The sequence below is a fragment of the Paenibacillus taihuensis genome, assembly GCF_003386535.1.
Classification (GTDB): domain Bacteria; phylum Bacillota; class Bacilli; order Paenibacillales; family Paenibacillaceae; genus Paenibacillus_Z; species Paenibacillus_Z taihuensis.
The window spans coordinates 1-20,980 of sequence record NZ_QTTN01000044.1; the positions used below are offsets into that span (position 1 = coordinate 1).

General features: G+C 52.0%; 17 protein-coding genes. 3 read left to right on the forward strand and 14 right to left on the reverse strand.

Translation table 11 applies throughout. From position 1 onward, the window contains the following. Nucleotides 1-382: 382 nt before the first annotated feature. The 6 genes from A8990_RS26065 to A8990_RS26090 all read right to left on the reverse strand — a co-directional run bounded on the left by A8990_RS26065 (nucleotide 383) and on the right by A8990_RS26090 (nucleotide 6,343). A complete protein-coding gene (locus A8990_RS26065) occupies nucleotides 383-1,477 on the reverse strand; it encodes a sulfate ABC transporter substrate-binding protein (RefSeq protein ID WP_116191966.1) in 1,095 nt (364 codons plus the stop codon). Nucleotides 1,478-1,499: 22 nt separating this feature from the next. Next, a complete protein-coding gene (locus tag A8990_RS26070) occupies nucleotides 1,500-2,564 on the reverse strand; it encodes a sulfate/molybdate ABC transporter ATP-binding protein (protein WP_116191967.1) in 1,065 nt (354 codons plus the stop codon). Between the two features lie 3 nt (nucleotides 2,565-2,567). Continuing rightward, entirely contained in the window at nucleotides 2,568-3,365 is a 798-nt protein-coding gene (locus A8990_RS26075) for a sulfate ABC transporter permease subunit (protein ID WP_116191968.1), read from the reverse strand. Then, nucleotides 3,362-4,165: a sulfate ABC transporter permease subunit CysT gene (gene cysT / locus A8990_RS26080; RefSeq protein ID WP_425463932.1), complete on the reverse strand. Its 804-nt coding sequence runs from the start codon at nucleotides 4,163-4,165 to the stop codon at nucleotides 3,362-3,364. The genes A8990_RS26075 and cysT overlap by 4 nt, the downstream gene beginning before the upstream one ends. Before the next feature lie 186 nt (nucleotides 4,166-4,351). Next, nucleotides 4,352-4,984, reverse strand: coding sequence for a YigZ family protein (locus A8990_RS26085; RefSeq protein WP_116191970.1), 633 nt, complete (start codon nucleotides 4,982-4,984; stop codon nucleotides 4,352-4,354). A gap of 9 nt (nucleotides 4,985-4,993) precedes the next feature. Next, nucleotides 4,994-6,343 (reverse strand): glucose-6-phosphate isomerase, encoded by a 1,350-nt coding sequence (locus A8990_RS26090; RefSeq protein WP_116191971.1) that lies wholly within the window; start codon nucleotides 6,341-6,343, stop codon nucleotides 4,994-4,996. A 146-nt stretch (nucleotides 6,344-6,489) separates the two neighbouring features. Here A8990_RS26090 and A8990_RS26095 point away from each other — a divergent pair, with 146 nt between their 5' ends. Next, a complete protein-coding gene (locus A8990_RS26095) occupies nucleotides 6,490-7,803 on the forward strand; it encodes an NAD(P)-binding domain-containing protein (RefSeq protein WP_116191972.1) in 1,314 nt (437 codons plus the stop codon). A 463-nt stretch (nucleotides 7,804-8,266) separates the two neighbouring features. On the opposite strand, the gene ppnP is transcribed toward A8990_RS26095, so the two are convergent. The 4 genes from ppnP to A8990_RS26115 form a co-directional block, all read right to left on the reverse strand. Further along, the gene (gene ppnP / locus A8990_RS26100; protein WP_116191973.1) at nucleotides 8,267-8,584 is read right to left on the reverse strand and encodes a pyrimidine/purine nucleoside phosphorylase; all 318 of its coding nucleotides are present in this window, start codon (nucleotides 8,582-8,584) and stop codon (nucleotides 8,267-8,269) included. A gap of 104 nt (nucleotides 8,585-8,688) precedes the next feature. After that, complete coding sequence (gene tkt, locus A8990_RS26105; protein ID WP_116191974.1) at nucleotides 8,689-10,704, reverse strand: transketolase; 2,016 nt, start codon at nucleotides 10,702-10,704, stop codon at nucleotides 8,689-8,691. Nucleotides 10,705-10,934: 230 nt separating this feature from the next. Continuing rightward, a complete protein-coding gene (gene purU, locus A8990_RS26110) occupies nucleotides 10,935-11,834 on the reverse strand; it encodes a formyltetrahydrofolate deformylase (RefSeq protein WP_116191975.1) in 900 nt (299 codons plus the stop codon). A gap of 75 nt (nucleotides 11,835-11,909) precedes the next feature. Then, nucleotides 11,910-13,037 carry a deoxyribonuclease IV gene (locus A8990_RS26115; protein ID WP_116191976.1) on the reverse strand — a complete coding sequence of 376 codons (1,128 nt, stop codon included), beginning with the start codon at nucleotides 13,035-13,037 and terminating at the stop codon, nucleotides 11,910-11,912. A 234-nt stretch (nucleotides 13,038-13,271) separates the two neighbouring features. Here A8990_RS26115 and A8990_RS26120 point away from each other — a divergent pair, with 234 nt between their 5' ends. Both A8990_RS26120 and A8990_RS26125 read left to right on the forward strand, forming a co-directional pair. Beyond that, nucleotides 13,272-13,703 carry a DUF2621 family protein gene (locus tag A8990_RS26120; protein ID WP_116192008.1) on the forward strand — a complete coding sequence of 144 codons (432 nt, stop codon included), beginning with the start codon at nucleotides 13,272-13,274 and terminating at the stop codon, nucleotides 13,701-13,703. A gap of 70 nt (nucleotides 13,704-13,773) precedes the next feature. Further along, nucleotides 13,774-14,679 (forward strand): TIGR01777 family oxidoreductase, encoded by a 906-nt coding sequence (locus tag A8990_RS26125; RefSeq protein ID WP_116191977.1) that lies wholly within the window; start codon nucleotides 13,774-13,776, stop codon nucleotides 14,677-14,679. Between the two features lie 99 nt (nucleotides 14,680-14,778). Here A8990_RS26125 and A8990_RS26130 read toward each other — a convergent pair whose 3' ends face one another. The 4 genes from A8990_RS26130 to A8990_RS26145 form a co-directional block, all read right to left on the reverse strand. Beyond that, nucleotides 14,779-16,452, reverse strand: a complete 1,674-nt coding sequence (locus A8990_RS26130; protein WP_116192009.1) for an ABC transporter substrate-binding protein — start codon at nucleotides 16,450-16,452, stop codon at nucleotides 14,779-14,781. Nucleotides 16,453-16,563: 111 nt separating this feature from the next. Beyond that, complete coding sequence (locus A8990_RS26135) at nucleotides 16,564-17,463, reverse strand: carbohydrate ABC transporter permease (RefSeq protein WP_116191978.1); 900 nt, start codon at nucleotides 17,461-17,463, stop codon at nucleotides 16,564-16,566. A gap of 15 nt (nucleotides 17,464-17,478) precedes the next feature. After that, the gene (locus tag A8990_RS26140) at nucleotides 17,479-18,465 is read right to left on the reverse strand and encodes an ABC transporter permease (RefSeq protein WP_116191979.1); all 987 of its coding nucleotides are present in this window, start codon (nucleotides 18,463-18,465) and stop codon (nucleotides 17,479-17,481) included. Between the two features lie 245 nt (nucleotides 18,466-18,710). After that, entirely contained in the window at nucleotides 18,711-20,915 is a 2,205-nt protein-coding gene (locus A8990_RS26145) for a helix-turn-helix domain-containing protein (RefSeq protein WP_116191980.1), read from the reverse strand. Between the last annotated feature and the right edge of the window lie 65 nt (nucleotides 20,916-20,980).

Below are 20,980 nucleotides of genomic sequence, written 5' to 3' on the forward strand. Positions count from 1 at the left end.
CCTTAACCGTCACGGTTTCGAACAAGGGTTACCGCTTCTTAGCGGAGACGATGAGATCTCCTTGGGTCACGTCAACCGACTTTCCCCCGAAACCAGTCCTCCTAACTTCCAGAGCCACTGGTGGTATTGGACCTCCCCTTCTTTTGCAGGGTTATCCGGCTCTGTCAGCCAACTTGGTATGCCGCCTGTTCCGGGTTTTGCCTTCGCATCCTCCGCACCTCTCCTCGCGGACAAAGCACTATGCGTCAGCTATGCACTTCCGCCACCTCGCGGTGTGCTAGAGACTTTCACTCCTTAGTCGATTGCGCTGCCAAGCGCACAAAAAGCAGAGCAGGATCCCCCTGCTCTGCCAATTGCCAACTGCCAATCAACAACCTTCAACCTATAACCCCGCAAGCACCTGGTACCATACGCCCTTCGGCGAGTAGAGTGTCTTGCGCACTTCATCCCATCCGCCTAAGTAGCTGATATCGAACAGATCCTCAGGAACCTCGTACTTATCCTTCACCTTCTCCATCACAGCAGGATCGACCGGACGGAAACCGTAATCGGCGAAGATTTGCTGCGCTTCCGGCGTGAACATGTACGCCAGGAACGCCTCAGCTACCTCGCGCGTGCCGTGCTTGTCGACGTTCTTATCGACAATCGCCGCCGGATTCTCGATGAGAATCGTCGACTTCGGCACGACGATATCGTACGCAACGCCGCTCTTGATCCGGCCAAGCAGCTCGTTCTCGTACGTCACGATGACATCGCCGAAGCCGTATTCGAAGGCCGCCATCGAAGCACGGCCGCTTTTGTCCAGCGACTCCACGTTCTTGTGGATCCGCTTCAGAAAATCCTTCGCATACGCCGGGTCCTTAACCCCCGTCTTCGCCTCGGACTCCTTCAGCCCTGCGCCGTACATCGCATTAATGTCCCATTGCGCCCCTCCCGATGTCTTCGGGTTCGGGTAGAGCACCTTCACGCCTTTGCGGGTCAAATCCTCCCAGTCGTGAATGCCCTTCGGATTGCCCTTGCGCGTGCCCATCACGGCGATCGAGCGCGTAATCATGCCGCCATATGGGGCAGATCGCCAATCGCTCGTAATAAATCCCGCTTTTGCAATTTTATCAATATCGCTCTCCATCGCGAGAACGGCAATATCCGCTTCGAAGCCGCCGGCAATAGCGCGCGCCTGCGTGCCTGACGCTTCATACGATTCCTGGAATGTGACGGTCTGCCCCGTCTTCGCCTTCCATTCCTTCGCGAACTCAGGCAGCAGCTTGCTGAACGCATCTCTCGCCACCGAATATGCGCCGATGACAAGCGTGACATCGCCCTTCTTCCCAGCAGCAGCGCCAGAAGCAGTACCGGAATCACTGCCGTTTGCCGGCTGAGCATTACCGCTATTCCCGCAAGCGGCCATAAGCAGCATCCCGAATGCGATTAGCGCCAGTCCCGCCGTGCGCCATCCTTTTGTTAGGGTAGGTTTCATCGTGTACACAACGCTTTCCTAGTTAGATATGCATTGGCATCGGGTCTTCCTTCAGCTTGTTCTCCATAATCCAAGTGTCATTGTCATTAAAGAGATATGCACGGTGGATAAGGACGCTGATCTCTTGGCCCGGCTGCAGAACGTCCTTCTCCAGCGAACGGTACGTAATGAGCTTTATGTCGCCGACCATCACTTCAACCATCCATTCGCTTCCGCGGAAATGCAGATGTTTTACGATCCCCGGCACCGTCGCCGATGGGAGGCGGAACTCATTGCGCTTGCCAATCTCAATATATTCCGGACGAATAAGTGCTTTGGTGCCCGGCCAGCTCGCCGCTTCTTCGAAGCCCTTCAGCAGCTCCACTTGATCCACAATCGTCGATTCGCCGATGAAGCTCGCCACGAACTGCGTTTGCGGGCTTTTATAAATATCCCAGGGCGTACCCTTTTGCTCCAGGCGCCCTTTATTAATAATCATAATCTCATCTGCCACTTCAATCGCTTCGTCCTGGTCATGCGTAACGAAGATCGACGTAATGCCAAGCCGCTCGATCATCTCTTTCAACCACGTGCGCAGCTCCGTACGAATCTTCGCATCAATCGCGGCAAATGGCTCATCCAGCAGCAGCAGCTGCGGCTGAGGCGCAAGCGCCCTTGCAAAAGCAACCCGCTGCCGCTGACCGCCAGACAACTGGTGCGGATAACGATGCTCGAAGCCTTTCAGCCCTGTCAGCTCCAGCAGCGACATAACGCGCTCGCGGATAACATCCTTCGCCGCTTTCTTCACCTTCAGCCCGAAAGCCACGTTATCGTAAACGGTCATATGTTTGAACAGTGCATAGTTCTGGAATACGAATCCGATTCCGCGCTCCTGCGGAGGCAGATCGTTTACTCTTTTGCCATGGAATATGATATCGCCGGAAGTCGGTGTCTCAAGTCCCGCCAGCATACGGAGAATCGACGTTTTGCCGCCGCCGCTTGGCCCAAGCAGGCCGATCAATTGACCTTTGGCAATGTCGAAGTTGACATCGTTTACCGCTTGAAAGTCACCAAACTGTTTATTTAAACCGCGCACCTCGATATGCATCGCTTAATGCACTTCCTTTCTCTTCTTGGCCCATTCCATAAGCAGCAGCAGTCCGACGGAGAAAGCCGCTAGCACGAGCGCCACGCTGCTCGCCGCCGATACATTGAAATTCTCTACATCCTGATAGACGAGCGTCGTCGCCGTCTGCGTCTTATTCATAATATTGCCTGAAACGACGAGTACTGCCCCGAACTCCCCAAGCGATCTCGCAACCGTAAGCACGACGCCGTAGATAACGCCCCAGCGGATGGAAGGCCAAGTCACCTTCCAGAAGGTATACCACGAATACGCGCCGAGCGTCGAAGCCGCCTCCTCCTGCTGAGCACCAATCTCCTGCAGAACGGGCATTACTTCGCGCACCATAAGGGGGAACGTAACGAACAACGTCGCAAGAATCATCCCAGGCAGTGCATAAACAACTTTAAATCCGATTTCTTCGAAAAACGTTCCCAGTGCTGAGCTAGGTCCAAGAATAAGTACGATCATCAAACCGCCGATAACAGGCGATACCGCGAACGGCAGGTCGACGATGCTGTTCATGAATGCTTTAAGTCGATTGCCAAGCCAAGTTCCGCGAACGAGATAGAGCGCTAACATAACGCCAAACAGCGTATTGAGCAGCGTAACAACAACGACGATTATGCCAGTCATCATAAGTGCATGCAGCGATTCCGGACGGGTCAGCGCATCGGCAAAGCCGCTCCAGCCATCTCCCCACGAGCCGGTAAAAATCTTCACGAGCGGAGCGATCAGCAGCACGAGGAAAACCGCATAAGTGAGTGTGATCCAAAGTCTTCTCATTTGCCAAGCCTCCTCGACTGCACGAGGTTGACTGCGCCTAGAATGAGGAAGGACAGTGTCAATAGCAGGACGGAGACAGCCGCTGCTCCTTGCGCATTATCGCTTTCAATCTCTCCGAAAATATAAACCGAGGCGATCAGCGTTTTGCCCGGAATGTTGCCCGCCACGAGCACGACTGCGCCGAACTCGGCAAGCGCACGGGAGAAAGCAAGCATCGCGCCGCTAATAATACCAGGCAGCATCGATGGAAAAATGACTTGAAAGAACGTTCTTGCCCGCGAAGCGCCAAGCGTATAGGACGCCTCTTCTTCCGACTTATCCAGCTCTTCGAGCAGCGGCTGCACGCCGCGGATAACGAACGGGAACGTGACGAACACCATCGCTACAATAATCGCCGGTTCATGGAACACAATTTGAAACCCGAGCTGATCCGCCAGATTGCCAACGAAGCTGTTCGGTCCAAGCAATAGCAATATCATCAACCCGCCGACTGCGGTCGGCAGCGCAAAAGGCAAATCGACAAGGCTGTTCAAGATGCGGCGTCCGGGGAACCGGTAGCGAATAAGCACCCAGCCAATCATCGTTCCAAGTACAACGTTAATAAGTGCGGCAATGACAGATAATTTAATCGTGAGCAGGACCGCTTTCCATGCCAGCGGGTCGGTAATGCTGTCCCAGAATGGCGTCCAACCTAGGTGAAGCGATTGCGAGTAAATCCCAATAATCGGCAGTACAATCAAGACCACGAAATAGAGCATTATCGTACTTCGGAAACCGAAGGTCCACAAGCGGCTGCGCATTATGATGTTCAAGCTGACTTACCTCCTGACGCTTTCCATGAGGAATCGCGGGTGCTTTTACGATATTTATAAGACAAATTAATTCCCATCAAACTACTTGGTATTAACTTTAGCAGACAGGAGCGCGTCTAGTCAATAAAAAAACTCCCCGGCGCCAGAGCGCCAGAGAGTTTCTGCATATAAGGGCTACTCGCCCTCGATATAGTATTTGTCCTCGCCAATCGTCAGCTTGGCCTGACCTTGGGTCACGTCGGTTATCCAAGCGCTGAATCGCTCGGCATCCGCCGCTTCAGGCAGGCAAGTGATGATGACACGATCCGCGAAGTCCGTCCCGCCGATCCGGACGCTGCGGGCATGGAACTCGTTCTCGAGCTTGCCGTACCACGTGTAGTCCACATCGACAATGACCTCGCGATGCAGCACGTACGCGATCGCTTCCGCCGCTTCAATCGCAGCAACCGCTCCGTCCGTGTACGCACGAATAAGACCACCGGCACCGAGCATAATCCCGCCAAAATAACGGGTCACGACGATGACGATATTTTTCAGGCCATGATGCTTGATCACTTCGAGAATCGGCTTGCCCGCGGTGCCGCTTGGCTCGCCGTCGTCCGACGCCTTCTGGATCTCGTCCCTTTCGCCAATCACGTATGCGGAGCAGTTGTGATTCGCATTCCAGTGCTGCTTCTTCAGCTCTTCAATGAAAACGATCGCTTCCGCTTCCGACGTGACGGGCTTGCCATAGCCGATAAATCGGGATTTCTTAATGATGATTTCGCCGCTCGCCTGCTGGCGCAGCGTCTTGTATCTGGCTAGCATGGCCGCAGATTACAACCGAGCTTCCAGCTCAGCCTTCTCTTTCTCGTAGCCCGGCTTGCCAAGCAGCGCGAACATGTTCTTCTTGTAAGCTTCAACGCCTGGTTGGTCGAATGGATTCACGCCAAGCAGGTAGCCGCTGATGCCGCATGCGATTTCGAAGAAGTACACGAGGTAGCCGAATGTGTATGGCGTCATGTCTGCAATGTTCACGACAAAGTTAGGCACTTGGCCGTCCGTGTGCGCAAGCAGCGTACCTTCGAATGCCTTCTTGTTCACGAAGTCCATCGTCTTGCCCGTCAGGAAGTTCAGCCCGTCCAAATCGTTCTCGTCGTGCTCGATCGTAATTTGCTCAGCGACGTTCTTCACTTGGATGACCGTTTCGAAGATGTTACGGTTACCCTCTTGAATGAATTGACCCATGGAGTGCAGGTCCGTCGAGAAGTCGACAGCTGCCGGGAAAATACCTTTGAAGTCCTTGCCTTCGCTCTCGCCGTACAGCTGCTTCCACCATTCCGATACGAAGTGAAGCGCAGGCTCGTAGTTAACGAGAATTTCCGTTACTTTGCCTTTGCGATACAGAGCGTTACGCGCTGCAGCGTATTGGTAAGCTTCGTTCTCGGACAGCTCAGGGCTGCTGTAATCCTGCGATGCATCAGCTGCACCTTTCATCATCTCTTCGATGTTGATGCCAGCTGCTGCAATTGGCAATAGGCCAACCGCTGTCAGCACGGAGTAACGGCCGCCTACATCGTCCGGAATAATGAACGACTCGTAGCCTTCCTCAGTAGCAAGCTTCTTCAGTGCGCCTTTCTCACGGTCAGTTGTTGCGTAGATCCGTTTGCGCGCTTCAGCCTTGCCGTACTTCGCTTCAAGCGCTGCCCGGAATACGCGGAACGCGATTGCCGGCTCTGTCGTTGTACCGGATTTCGAGATCACGTTGATCGACCAGTCGCGGCCTTCGAGCAATTGAAGCAAATGTGTTACATATGTAGAACTGATGTTGTTGCCCGCGAAGAGCACTTGAGGCGTCTTGCGCTGACCGTTCGGAAGCAAGTTATAGAAAGAATGCGACAGCATCTCGATTGCCGCGCGAGCGCCCAGGTAGGAGCCGCCGATGCCGATTACGACAAGCACCTCGGAGTCCGATTGGATCTTCGCAGCTGCTTTCTGAATGCGGGAAAATTCCTCTTTATCGTAGCTATTCGGAAGATCAATCCAACCGAGATAGTCCGAGCCTGCGCCTGTTCCATTGTGGAGCTGATCATGTGCGGACCGCACCTGCGCCGCCAAATTGTCAATTTCATGCTGGCCGATAAAAGACAGTGCTTTGCTGTAGTCAAACTGAACCGCTTTACTCATTCCGCGTAAAACCTCCTTTTTCATTAGCACTAGGATAAAGGATTTGCCAGCTAAACACAAGGGATTACGATTGCACTGATGCTTCTTGCCTCTATTTTGTGATAAAATGAAAACAGCTAAAATCCCGTTCCAAGGAGATGAATTTGATGTTCAAAATCGGCTTTATCGGTCTTGGCGTAATGGGCGAGCCAATGGCAGCCAACCTCATTCGCAAAGGCTACTCTGTTACGGTATATAACCGTACACCTGGCAAAGCGGACAAGCTCATCGAGCTTGGTGCGGACACGGCGTCCTCACCTGCAGACGTTGCGCGCAACTCAGACCTTATCATCACAATGATCAGCAACGACGATTCGATTCGTGAAGTGTACTATGGCGAGAACGGCTTGCTTGGCTCCATGATGCCAGGCTCGATCGTGATCGACAGCAGCACGATTTCACCAACCCTTGCTCGTCAGCTGCACCGTGATATTTCGGCTAAGTTCGGCGATTTCCTTGATGCGCCTGTTACGGGCAGCAAGCCCGCTGCAGAGAGCGGCACGCTAGTGTTCATGGTCGGCGGTGACATCGAGGTCATTCATAAAGTACAAGACGTGCTCATGACAATGGGCAGCAAAGTCATTCCGATGGGTCCCGGCGGCAACGGTTCGATCGCGAAGCTGGCGCACAATACGATCGTCGGCGCTAACGTAGCTGCGCTGCTCGAAGGCATGGCAATCGCTGCAAGCGGCGATATCGATGCGAAGAACTTCCTGGAGCTTGTTCAGGCCGGAGGCGCATCAAGCAAAATGGCGATTCTGAAAGCGCCAAAGCTGCTTGACCGCGACTTCAGCGTACAGTTCTCTCTCGGCCTGATGTTGAAAGACTTGCGCCTTGCATCCACGCTTTCGGATGAGCTGAAGACACCGACACCAATTCTCGAAACGGTGAAGAGCCTGTACCAGATGGGCGATGCGATGGGCCTCGCCGATCTTGATCTCTCTTCACTCGCGCATAACTATGAGCAGTGGATTAATAAACGGATTACGAACCACAGCAGCGCAGAAGATACCGTTGCGGCAGCGTCTCAGATGGCGGAAGAGCAGGCGACTACTGCTTCAGAAGATTCTAGCCAGAATCGCAGACGCAGCGAGCGTTTGACGCTGAACGTGCCTTTAAAGCTTTCCGTTTATCAATGGGAGCAGGAAGGCGCATTCTCCGGCCAGCTCATCGACAGCACGCTTTGCGACATTTCCGATAATGGCTTGCAGCTGTCGACGACGACTCCGCTTGAGCTCGATATGTTCGTCGTTATCCACTTCCCGCAGGATTCCGAGCTGCCTCCGATGATCGGACGCATTATCCGCATCGAGACGACGGCAAGCCGTTTCCGTTACGGCTGTCTGCTTGCAGGGCTCGCACCGTACCAACGACTGCAGCTGGAAGCTTATATTAATAAGCAACGGATTACTGCAGACTAACCAGCAGCTCGTTATAGAGAGACCCAACGTTTTGAAGCGTTGGGTTTCTTTTATTTGAGCGAGAACTTACAGAGACAAATCGTGCTCGAGTGCCCCTTGATTCATCCTTCCTGCCAATTTACCCTTCATCTTCCTGGCATCCAAGGCTATGTTGGATAAATCCACTCGTTTTTCGGAAAAAGTGCCGAAATGGGGAATTCCCAGAGGGAATGAGTGGAAAAATCCATTATAGATTGCTATTTCGCCCGAAAATGGAGTTCTATAGTGGAAATATCCATCACACGTGAGGTGCAGTCCTAGCAAGCTAGTTAGTCGTTTCACCCTGCAACGTGATCGAGCTCCAACTCCAATTGATCTATCCTTCCCGGCATCTCCGTCATACAAAAGAAACTCCCCTTGTTGAGATCTGGCTTCTTACAAGCCCGTTTCTCATAGGGGAGTTTTTTTAATTAACGCATATGAATTATTCTTGAATATAAGAGCAAGCGTAATCAGTTACAGTCGCCACTTGAAGCTTGAACTTCGCGTTCGCCGGAACCGTGAATTCGCCTTCGCCGGAAATGCTGATCCACTCGGAATCGCCTGGCAGCAGCACTTTCAGATCCCCTGCAAGAATCTCCATAATTTCTTTCACATCTGTACCGAATTCATATTCACCCGGCATCATGATGCCGAGTGTTTTCTTCGTTCCATCCTCGAACAGCACTGTGCGGCTAGTTACCTTACCATCGAAATAAACGTTTGCTTTCTTGACTACGGTTACGTTCGCGTATTGGGACATTCGTTATTCGCTCCTTAAGTAAGTATAGGTGGAAAAAAAGCGGGGCTTAGAGCCCCGCATGTTAACCGAAGAAACAGGTTCCGGGCGCTGTGCCCGCGCTTCTCTTACAGCAGGCCTTTAACTTTGCTTACAACGTTCTCTACAGTGAAGCCGTATTCTGCAATGACGCGGTCGCCTTTTGCCGAGGCGCCGAACGTGCTGATACCGATAACAGTACCTTGGTCGCCGACATAACGCTCCCAACCGAATGGCGAAGCCATCTCGATAGCAACGCGTGCTTTGACGTCAGGCAGGATAACGGAATTTTTGTATTCTTGCGATTGACGCTCGAACAGGTCGAAGCTTGGCATGCTGATGACACGTACGTGGATGCCTTCTGCTGCAAGTGCCTTCTGCGCAGCTACAGCAAGCTGAACCTCGGAACCAGTTGCGATCAGCTGTGCTTGCGGCTGGCCGTTTGCTGCTTCGGAGATTACATAGGCGCCTTTTGCAATGCCTTCGCGGGCTTGCTCTGCTGAACCATCAAGGATTGGCAGGTTTTGACGCGTCAGAACGAGCGCTACCGGCTGATCTGCTTGCGACAATGCATAAGCCCATGCTGCCGAAGTTTCGTTGCCGTCTGCAGGACGAAGCGTTGTTAGCTGCGGAATGATACGCAGCGATGCAAGCTGCTCGATCGGCTCATGCGTCGGGCCGTCTTCGCCTACAGCGATACTGTCATGCGTCAGCACGTAAACAACCGGCTGCTTCATCAGAGCCGACAGACGAACTGCCGGACGCAGGTAGTCCGTGAATACGAAGAATGTCGCACCGTATGGCTTCACGCCGCCGTGCAGGCTCATCCCGTTGATTGCTGCAGCCATTGCGAATTCACGAACGCCGAAGTACACATTACGGCCTTCGTAGCTGCTTGGCTTGAATACCGGCAAGCCTTTCAGATGCGTCATTGTCGAGCTCTCAAGGTCAGCGGAACCGCCGATCAGGTTCGGGATGTTCTTCGCCAGGCCGTTCAGCGCGTTGCCGGAAGCAACACGTGTGGACAAAGCTTTGTCTGTTGGTGCATATGCAGGAAGATCTGCATCCCAGCCCTCAGGCAGGTTGCCGCTGATTGCAGTCTCGAATTGAGCTGCAAGCTCTGGATGTGCCGCTTTGTAAGAAGCGAACAGCTCATCCCAAGCAGCGTTTGCTTTCTCGCCGTTTGCTTTCACATCTGCGAAGTGCGCGCGTACTTCAGCCGGAACCGTGAATGCTTCGTGCTCCCAGCCGTAGAATTGCTTCGTCAGCACAGTTTCTTCAGCGCCGAGCGGGCTGCCGTGCGTACCTTGGTGACCGCCTTTGCCGCCTTTGTTCGGACTGCCGTAGCCGATCGTTGTTTTCACTTCGATCAGTGTCGGTTTGGTTGTATCTGCTTGCGCAGCTGCTACCGCTTTACCAAGCGCGTTCAGGTCGTTGCCGTCTTCAACGCGCAGCACTTGCCAGCCATAAGCTTCGAAGCGGCCTTGCACGTTCTCGGAGAACGACAGGTTCAGCTCGCCGTCGAGGGAGATGTCATTGGAATCGTAAAGCACGACCAGCTTGCCGAGCTTAAGGTGAGCTGCCAACGAAGCGGCTTCGCTTGCTACGCCTTCCATCAAGTCGCCGTCGCCGCAAATTGCGAATGTATAGTGATCGATTACGTTCAAATCTTGTTTATTGTAAGTCGCGCCGAGGTGCGCTTCAGCCATTGCCATACCAACAGCCATTGCGATACCTTGTCCAAGCGGACCAGTCGTTGCATCTACGCCGGCTGTGTGGCCGAATTCCGGGTGACCCGGAGTTTTGGAGCCCCATTGACGGAAGTTTTGCAATTCTTCGATTGGAAGATCGTAGCCCGACAAGTGAAGCAGGCTGTACAGCAGCATGGAACCATGACCTGCCGACAGAACGAAACGGTCGCGGTTGATCCATGTTGGGTTGGACGGGTTGTGCTTCATTGTTTTCGCAAACAATTGGTACCCCATCGGTGCAGCTCCCATAGGCATGCCTGGGTGTCCGGAATTTGCTTTCTCGATCGCGTCGATCGCAAGCGTACGGACCGTGTCGATGGAAAGCTGGTCGATGGATTTCTGTGTAACTGTCATTACGTAAACTCCTCCTAAATCCGATTAAGCTTGCATCATTTTCATAACAAACGATATCTCTGTAAATTAGGCAGTTTTGCCCCTACTTGCTTTGAAACATTGTACCATTACCAATGAGGCTTTTCCATCCTTAATGCGGTAACGCAGCAAAACTCGACAACGGAGCCGCCGAAGGCAAAAAAAGAGCGTGCCCGCCGGAGATTTCCGGGCAGACACGCTATGTATTTCGTTTAGTTGAAAACAACCGTCTTGTTCTGATGAACTAGAATCCGGTCCTCTACATGCCATTTCACCGCACGCGCGAGAACGACGCGTTCGATTGTACGGCCGATTCGCTTCAAGTTGTCGATATCGTCACGATGGCTTACACGCTGTACGTCCTGCTCGATAATTGGGCCGCCGTCCAGCTCTTCCGTTACATAATGCGCTGTCGCGCCGATGATTTTGACACCGCGGTTGTACGCTTGCTTATACGGATTGCCCCCAATGAACGCAGGCAAGAAGGAATGATGAATGTTAATAATCCGGTTCGGGAACTGCTCGATGAACTTCGGCGAAATAATTTGCATATAGCGGGCGAGGACGATGATGTCCGCTTTGTCCGATACAATTTCCAATTGCTTCTTCTCGGCTTCCGGCTTCGTATCCGCCGTTACCGGCACGTGATGGAACGGGATGCCGAACGATTCCACAAGCCCTTGCATGTCCGCATGGTTACTGATAACCATGGCAATCTCGGCGTCGAGGTCACCTGCTTGCCACTGCCAGAGCAGCTCGAGCAGACAGTGATCTTCTTTGGAGACGAAGATCGCGAGACGCTTCTTGCGGCTTGCGCGGAACGTATGCCACTTCATCTCGAAGCGGTCTGCGACACGTGCAAAATCCTCTTGCAGCACAGGCAGCTCCTTGTCGAGATCGTTCAGATCAAATTCGAAACGGATGAAGAACATGCCGCCGCCAGGATCCATCGAGTACTGGTCGGATTGTACAATGTTAGCGCCATGCTCATATAGGAAATGCGACACGGCTGCTACGATACCCGGACGGTCCGGGCAGGAGATGAGCATTCTGGCGCGATTGCGTTTATCCGGACGCTGCGCGGCTTGTCCAGACTGAATGATGTTTTGCATAGATCGGTAGTCTTCCTTCCATCGACAATTAGGTAGTTGAAGGAGCGGCACGCTGGCCGCTCCGACGCTTATTTCTTATGCATTAACGAGCAAGGTTTTGCCCGCAAACCAAGCTGTAATCCGTTGGTTGATGCCCTCTTCCGAAATCTCAGGCAGAACGCGGTGCTCTGCAACGAGATCGTAGAGGCGATCCATCGGCTCGCGAGGGTCAGCCTTCTTCGCTTTCGCGTCGTTCTTCAGAACATCCCACACGGCGAGTACATAATCGCGGTGGCTGATATCTTGTTTATTGAAGAAGTGGTGCAGACGCTCCACGTCTTCCAAGAATTCGCCGCCGAAACGTGTATGCGCATCGCCGCGAAGCAAAGCGATCTCCGCTTCGTACATCGGACGCTGCGTCTTGTCGTTCTGACCGATCCAAGGCGTCTCCAGAATGAATGGACGGCCTTTGAGCGCTTCATGGTGAACGATGTTGCGAATCGCATCATGGCCGATCCAGCCTGCGCCGACCGGTGCGTGACGGTCTTTCGCCGCGCCGCGCGGGTTTTTGCTGTCATTGACGTGAACTACGGCTACGCGATTCAAGCCTACGATGCTATCAAACTCTTTCAAAACGCCGTCGATATCATTCACGAGATCATAGCCAGCGTCGTGCATATGGCATGTATCCATACATACGGTCAGACGCTCGTTGTTGCTCACTTTATCAATAATCGAAGCGATTTCTTCGAAGCTGCGGCCGATCTCCGTGCCTTTGCCAGCCATCGTCTCAAGGGCGATGTTAACATTCGTTTCCTTCGTGCCATTCAGCACTTCATTCAAGCCTTCCGCAATACGGGCAATGCCGTACTCGGCATCTTTGTCCGTGTATGCGCCTGGGTGAAGCACGATATTGCGCACGCCGATCGCGTCCGTGCGACGGATTTCCTCTTGCAGGAAGCGAACCGCGAGCTCGAACGTATCGTCCTTGTACGAACCAAGGTTAATAATGTATGGGGCATGAACGACGATCTCATCGATGTTAGCCTCGCTCATAGCAATTTTGCCATCTGGAATATATAAGTCTTCAATTGGTTTGCGGCGCGTGTTCTGAGGAGCACCTGTATAAATCATAAATGTGCTCGAGCCGTAAGAAACAGCCTCGTTCGTTGCAGTCAGCAAGCCTTTATCCGAAAATGAAACGTGTGAACCGATTTTTAACATGGACTAGTCCGCTCCTTTAGTGTTTTTTGCTTTTCTACTAGTTTCAGCAAAAATCACATGCATTAAAACAATAAATCCTATCAAATCCTATCGAAAATGCTTGTCCTTCCTATTTTACAAGGAATGTTCAAATAAATCTAGGTTCAACAATTGCCTCCTTTGTTGCGGGCATGGGCAGAATTGGCTTATAATGAAAGCAATTTTATTGCAGCAGTCAGAGGTGAAGACGGCGTTATGGCACCGAATTGGTTTATGTATTTTATTATGTTCTGGGCTTTTGTCATGATCGGCTTTATGTCCATCGGCGGTTACTTCATGTTCCGCAAGTTTCTTAAAGTGCTCCCGATGCGCGATGGCAAGTCGAAGCTCGATTGGCAGAATTATTGGGTGGAACGCAGCCGCGACATGTGGACGGACGACGCGAAGAGCTTCCTCGATAAGCTGGTTTCTCCGGTTCCAACCGCGTTCCGCGACATTGCGAAGCATTCAATCGCCGCGAAGATTGCGCAAGTGGCCGTTGAAGGCGGGGCGTCTGAAGTGTCGCGTGGCCATTGTATTGAAGGTTATATCCGGGCAACGCCCAAACGCGACTATCGCAGCTTGATTACGTTCCTGGAGAAGGAGCAAATCGACTACGCGCCGTATCGGCATTTGCTCAATAAATAGAAGCCGCCAGCTTGGCGGCTTTTGCTGTACATGGCGGTAAATTCGGGGTAGAGCCAAGGAGGAGAATAAGATGAAGGTTGCAGTGACGGGCGGTACTGGCTATGTCGGAAGCCTTGTGGTGAAGGCGCTGCTCGCGCGGGGCGATGAAGTGTGGATCATTTCCAGATCGAGCAACAAGCAGACGGCGAAGCCGGGGCTGCATCTGCTGAGCTGGCAAGAGCTTGCGAGCAATCCGGCGAAGCTTGAAGGCGTCGATGCCATAGTGAACCTTGCAGGCGAGTCGATCAATCGCAGATGGACAAAAGAAGGCAAGCACGCCATCCTGCAGTCGCGACTCGATGCAGCGAGAGCGATTGAGCAGTTTGTCTCGGCTGTGGACGTGAAGCCTCGTGTCGTCGTGAATGCTTCGGGCATCTCCATCTACGGCAACAGCGCGCCTGACGAGGCAGCAGCCGATGAATCGAGTCCATCGCGCATCCATGATTTTCTCGCTTCCGTCGTCGAGAAGTGGGAAACAGCTGCGGACCATATTCCGGTCGATCGACTCGTGAAGCTGCGAATCGGCCTCGTGCTCGGCATGCACGGCGGCGCTTTTCCGAAGATGATGCTGCCTTATCGGCTCGGCATCGGCGGTCGCATGGGGAGCGGCAAGCAGTGGATTCCTTGGATTCATGAGGACGATATGACTCGCCTCATTCTATTCTGCCTCGACAACCCGAATGTGACAGGACCCGTTAACGCCTGCGCGCCGGAGCCAGTCACGAATGACGAGTTCGGCCGTGCGATCGGGAAAGCTTCAGGCAGACCGCACTGGTTCCCTGTCCCCGCCTTCCCGCTGAAAGCTGCGCTCGGCGAACTGTCGATCCTCCTGTTGGAAGGGTCGCGGGCTGTACCGCGCAAGGCGCTCGATAATGGGTTCACGTTTACTTATTCTACCATCGGAGAAGCCCTCAAACAGTTGAATGGAAGACCTTAATTTGACGCCATGACTATGAAAACAGCCATGTAACAAGAGCTGAAATTCTCGCTCCTGTCGCATGGCTGTCGCTGTCTTCTTATTTTTTCTTAACTCGTCTTATTTCTTCTTGCTGTCGTATGCCTTTTGGTAAATATCCAAGTAGTGAGTGAGGTTCAAGCCGTCGAAGCCCTTCACATAGCTGTCCCACTCCGCGTCTGTCAGCTTCTTGGAGCCCGTCACGAACTGCGCCATATTGGAGCGAACATACTCGTTGATCTGTGTACGCAGCATGATCGTTTCCTTCGCGTCGTTCTCATCCATGAATATGGTCAGCGGGAACGTTTCTTCCGGCTGCTTGTTCTCATAATTATTCGCCGTTTCGGTGAACAGGCGGAACTCGTAGCCTTGTTGAGAGAACATATCGGCCGGAGCCGTCCAAGACTCGCGGATCGCGCGCGTCCGTCTTGTGATGCCCATCTGATCCCATGTATCGTTGAAGGTCGTCTCCGTCGAGTCCCAATATTTTGGCTTCAGGCTGTATTTTGCCGGATTGCCGTGAACATCCTTCTCGCCGTCCTTCGCCTTCTCCCAGTAGTTCCCTTCCAATCCGTATTCGTTCATGATGGCATGCTCTTCGGAATACATGTAATCAGCCATTTTGATCGCTGCAATGGCTTCCTCTTCCGACGCTTTATTCGTGATGGCGAACTGTCCGTTGCCATATGCCTTATAGTAGCCGGCAAAAGCTACTCCGTTCGGGCCTTTAAGCGGCGGAACGGTAACATAATCCTTATGACGAGTTTGTCCATCTGCCAAGCTGAATGCCATGCCGATATGTCCGCCCGTCACGCTGCCTACGATATTGTCGCCCTCTTTGTTGCCCACTTGCGCCATCTGGTCGATATTTTGCGTGAACGCTTCTTTGTCGATTAGACCCTCGCTGAAGAGCTTGTTAATGTACGTCAATCCATCGCGCCATTCCGGCTGGTTAGCCGCCAGCTGCACCTTGCCGTCCTTCAAGTAGAAGAAATCTTCGTCATTATCATAAATAAAGCCGTTCATTAAGAAATTGGAAGGTATCGCATGCCAAGTATTAAATGCGCCTGTCAGCGGAATCTCGTCAGCCTTGCCGTTGCCGTTCGGATCCTGCGTTTTAAACGCTTTCAAAACCTCGTAATATTCGTCCGTTGTCGTCGGCATCTTGAGCCCCAGCTTATCGAGCCATGCCTTGTTAATCCACAGCTTCTGCGAATACCAGCAGTGGAAGCAGTCATTGATATGCGGAAGCGAATAAATGTTGCCGTCCGGCGCCGTAATCGCATCCTTCAGATCCTTATCCTCCGCGAAAGCGCGTTTGATTTCATCGCCGTATTTGTCGATCAGATCATTCAGAGGCCTTAGAATCCCTTGTTTGCCGTAGTCGATTTGCTCTGCTTGCGTGAAGTCACCCGAGAGGAAGACCGCCGGATAATCGCCGCTCGCCAGAATCAGCTTCTTCTTGTCCGCTGCGTTGGCGCTTGGCGTCGCATCGAACTTGAACTTGATATTCAGCTTCTTCTCGATATACTTCGTGACTTCGTTCGTATTGATGTCTTCGATTTTAGGCGAAACGCTGACGAATGTATTCAACGTAACGGTTTTACCGGTATCCGTCTTATTACTCGAACCATTATCTGATCCAGTACTGCCGCTATTGCCGGTATTGCCGCCATTGTCGCTATTACTTCCGCATGCCGTGATGATTAAAGCGATCATGACTAATAGTGCTAGCAATTTCGAGCTTCTTGTCATTTTCAAAGCCGACGCCTCCTCAATATTTCCATCTTATCACGCTTATCTTTAACGCACATGCTTCGCTACAGCTAATTGAACGGCTTCACCTCCATGACCGAGTAAGGCCTTTTATCCTTTTAGGGAGCCGATCAGAATGCCTTGTACAAAATATTTCTGAACAAACGGGTAGATTGCGAGCACCGGTACGGTTGCAACTACGATAAGCGAGAATTTAAGCAAGTCACGCAAGCCTTGCATCGCGGCCATTTTGTTGGCATCCACCATCATGCTCGAATCGATGGAGTTCAGAATCAGAATATTTCGCAGCACGATTTGAAGCGGAAATAGCCCTTGCGTCTTCAAGAAGATTAGCGCATCAAAGTAGGCATTCCAATGTCCGACCGCATACATAAGCACCAGTACGGCTAGGATCGGCTTCGACAGCGGCAAGACGACCCGCCATAAGAACCCTATGTCCGTGCAGCCATCGAGCTCCGCAGCTTCCCCCAGCTCCTTCGGAATACTGGACTGGAAGAAGGTACGAGCGATAATAACCTGCCATACGGCCATTGCGCCGGGAAGCAGCATCGCCCATCTGGTATTCAAGATGCCAAGACTTTTCACCGTCAAGTAGTACGGAATCAGACCGCCGCTGAACATCATCGTAATAATCAGGATGACCATGATGAGATGTCGGCCGTAAAACGTCGATTTGGAAAGCGGATAGGCCAGCATGACGGTCAAACATACGTTGATCAATACACCGCACACCGTATAGAAGAGCGAGTTGCCGTAGCCCGTCATGATTTGCGGGTTAGAGAAGATCGCCTTATAGCCGGCTAAGCTAAAGTCCACAGGCAGCAGCCACACTTTCCCGCTGATCACCGCTTGAGGTGAACTGAAGGAGGAGCTCAGAATATAAATGAGCGGATAAAGCACGGCCAGCAGGATAATAGACAAGAAAATATAGACGATTGTCAAGAACAGCTTGTCTCCGAACGATTCACGAATTGCGTTTGTACGCGCCACTGCTCTAACGCCCCCTTACCATAAGCTGCTGTCCGACACGCGCCTGGCAAAATAGTTCACGCTGAGCAGCAAAATGAGATTGATGACCGAATTGAATAAATCGACGGCAGCAGAGAAGCTGAAGTTCGCGCCTAGCAGACCGATCTTATACACGTAGGTCGAGATAACCTCCGAGGTGCTTGTATTGAGCGGATTTTGCATCAAATAGATCTTCTCGAAGCCTACGTTCATGATCTGACCGACGTTCAATATGAGCAAAATCGTTGCGGCGGGCATGATACCGGGAATATCGATATGCCATACTTTCTGGATGCGTGAAGCGCCGTCCACTCTGGCCGCTTCATATAGATCGGTATTAATGCCGGACAGTGCGGCTAGATAGATGACCGCGCCGTAACCGATGCCTTGCCATACGTTCGACCATACGAAGATGCTGCTGAAGTAGCTAGGAACGCCCATGAAGTTAACGGCCTCTACGCCAAACGCGCTCAGGATATGATCGATAAAACCAAGTCTCGGCGATAAGAACAAGATGATCATAGAAACCATGACGATTGTCGAGATGAAGTAAGGCGCGAACGTCACCATTTGAACGAACCTTTTAAAGCGCATGCTCCTTACCTCGTTCAACGCTAGAGCCAGAATAATCGGCGCTGGAAACCCGATCAGCAGCGAATAAGTACTGATGATAAGCGTGTTCTTAATTAACATCCAGAAATTCGGCGACTTGAAGAACGTGTTGAAATTGGTTAAGCCGACCCATTCGCTCCCGGTGATGCCGCGTACCGGACTGAAATCCCGAAAGGCGATTTGAGCCCCGTACATGGGGACATATTTGAAAATAACCAAATACGCCAGCGGGAGCAGAACAAGCAGATAAAGCTGCCAATGCCGCTTGATGCGTTTGCCGCGATCCCTTAGCAGGAGCAAGCTGCCGCTGCCGGTGTCCGTCGCGTGAGCCGCCGTTTTCTCCCTCTCGATAAGTCCTGTCGATGAAGGCATGCTTGCACATCACATCCCTTATTGAAGTGTTGGCCTTGATTGCTTTCAACGATAATGGACAGAGGACAGAGCGGGCAACAACCACTAATCCAGCCGATGTTCATTTTTCTAGAACCGCGCCATTACTGGGTTCTTGGCAACTATCGCTCAACTTTCCGTTAGCGCTCAACTTTCCAATGGCAGCCTAGAGATAATAAAAGGGCCGCCCGCAAGCAGCCCTTCTGCTTGGGACGACCCTTTAATTCTTACATGGCATGACGCTTGCGGAAATCAACGGGCGATATGCCTTCAACTTTGCGGAAAACACGTCTGAACGTTGCCGCATTCATGTAGCCGACGTGCTCGCCAACCTCCTGGATGGAATCTGGCTGCTCGAGCAGACGCTTCTTCGCTTCGGAAATTCGCAGCAGGGATAAATAATCGAGGAAATTCTCGCCGAACTCTTCTTTAAAGAGCTGGCTGATATATTTGGCGCTTATGCCGAATTTGTCCGCCAAGTACTCCAGCGATAAGTCCGGATTCGAATAATGGTGACTGATATAATCTCGAATATCCTGCAAGAGCTGATGATGCAGCCGACTGCTGTATAATTGCCCCATCTTGTCTGCATACGTTGTCAGTGTCGCACAGCACAGATTTTGCAGCTCGTCGAGCGTATCGAACTCTTCTATAATCTGGCGAAGCGCTCCTGATGCTCCGGACATCCATACCTCATAATAATCCTTGGACGTCTGCGATAGCTGAAGATCCATATGTGCGACAAAGTAGCGGCACAGCTCGGCAATCTCGCTCTTCGGCAATCGGCAGCTCCGCATTCCGCTAAACATGGCGTCGAAGCTCTCCCGCCAGTTCTCTTCATGGAGACGGAAGTGCTGGATAAGCCTGTGTATCGCCTGAAGATGCTTATTCGTTGCTTTCTCCGTCGCGGTCTGCTGAGTCTCCCTGTAGTGGATGACCCGATTATGGCCAAGCGCTGCCTTGAACGTCAGCGCCTCCAATGCTTGTTTATTGGACACTCCCGTTAACTCAGCACCAGTCGCAGCCTCCCCGAGTCCGATGGTTACCGTGAACGCCAATTGCTCATGAATCCACGCGGTGATGCGCTCGCAGATCGTTTCAGCCTCATCGCTTGCGGAATCCGGTAAGAACAAAATACCAGTCAATTGCAACGAAGAGGTCCACTCCAGCCAAGTCGCAATGCCATTCTGCGTGAACAGTTCATGGGCGGCGCTGCTTATGACGAATTTGAATAGCGATTGATCGCGGCTCTTATACTGATTGAACACCTGCTCCGGCTGATCAATCTCGATGACGAACACCTGCTGCTTATCATGCTGCGGCAGCGCAGACAGATCAATGGCTTCTGCATGCATGCCTCTTTCGAACTGCAGTAATTCCCTGAAGAGCGCCTTCTGCTTGCGAGTTGCCGATGCTTCGGCTTCTTTGCGGAACAGCTTCGTCTGCTCGGCAAAGTTATTAATTGCGGTTTCGATGAACGTAAACTCATCCACGGCAAGTCTCCCGAGAGACGGCTTGCCCGCTCCGAATTGATCCTGAATGCGAAAAACGAGTTCTTCGATCGGCTTATAATTTTTACGAGTTATATAGACGATATAAATGCTGCCTGTTAGGAAAACGATGAATCCGAGCACGAGCCATATACTCGACAAATTCGATATCCCTGCAGCGATTTTTCCGTTTACAACACCGCTCTCGACCTTCCATCCCGAATACGAGGATGTTTGCGTCGCTAGAACCTTGCCTGATTGGAGCGCATCATTTTGGAAGAACAGCGGCTGGTTATCGTGATCGTACATTTGGACGAATGCTTGGTCCGGATTGTACATTTCTTTAATCATCGCGCGAAGCGATGCGGTGCTGACATTGACAACAATAAGTCCGTCCGCGTCGCTGCCAACGGACACGCGGTGAACGAGACTAATGACGCTTTTGGGCTTCTGGGCAACCAATTCACGATATAACCGAATCGAGCTCCACGTTGAGGTATGACTTTCCTTGCTATGCTGCTGGCTTCGAATGAACGCGATATCCTGGAAATCTTCCATCTTCGTCGTCATTCCGCTAAAGACGATACCGTCTTTGTAACGAACTAAGTAGTAGGAATCGATGATCGACATCTCGTGCTGCATTTGCAGCATTCGGTTGACGACCTGATAGTTCAGATAGACATTATTATCGCCGCTCGCCAGGAAGAAATCGCTCAGCAGCTTGCTGGATACGAGTTCGCGAATCATCATCGTGTCCAGCGTCTTTAAGCTGACATCGACCGTTTGGAGCAGCTGACCTACAAAGACCTTGCTGGCGTCTTTTGTATTCCGGTTGTTTTGCTCGACCAGCGTCTGGAAGAAGACGAAGAAGAGAAAGGAGAACATAATAAAGAAAATCGGCAGGTAGGACCATATCATTCTTCGCAGCCATGCACGGTTCAAATAGCATCATTCCTTTAAAGGAAGTTTGCGTGTATTCATGGTGAATCCCCACAATGTAACCGCAT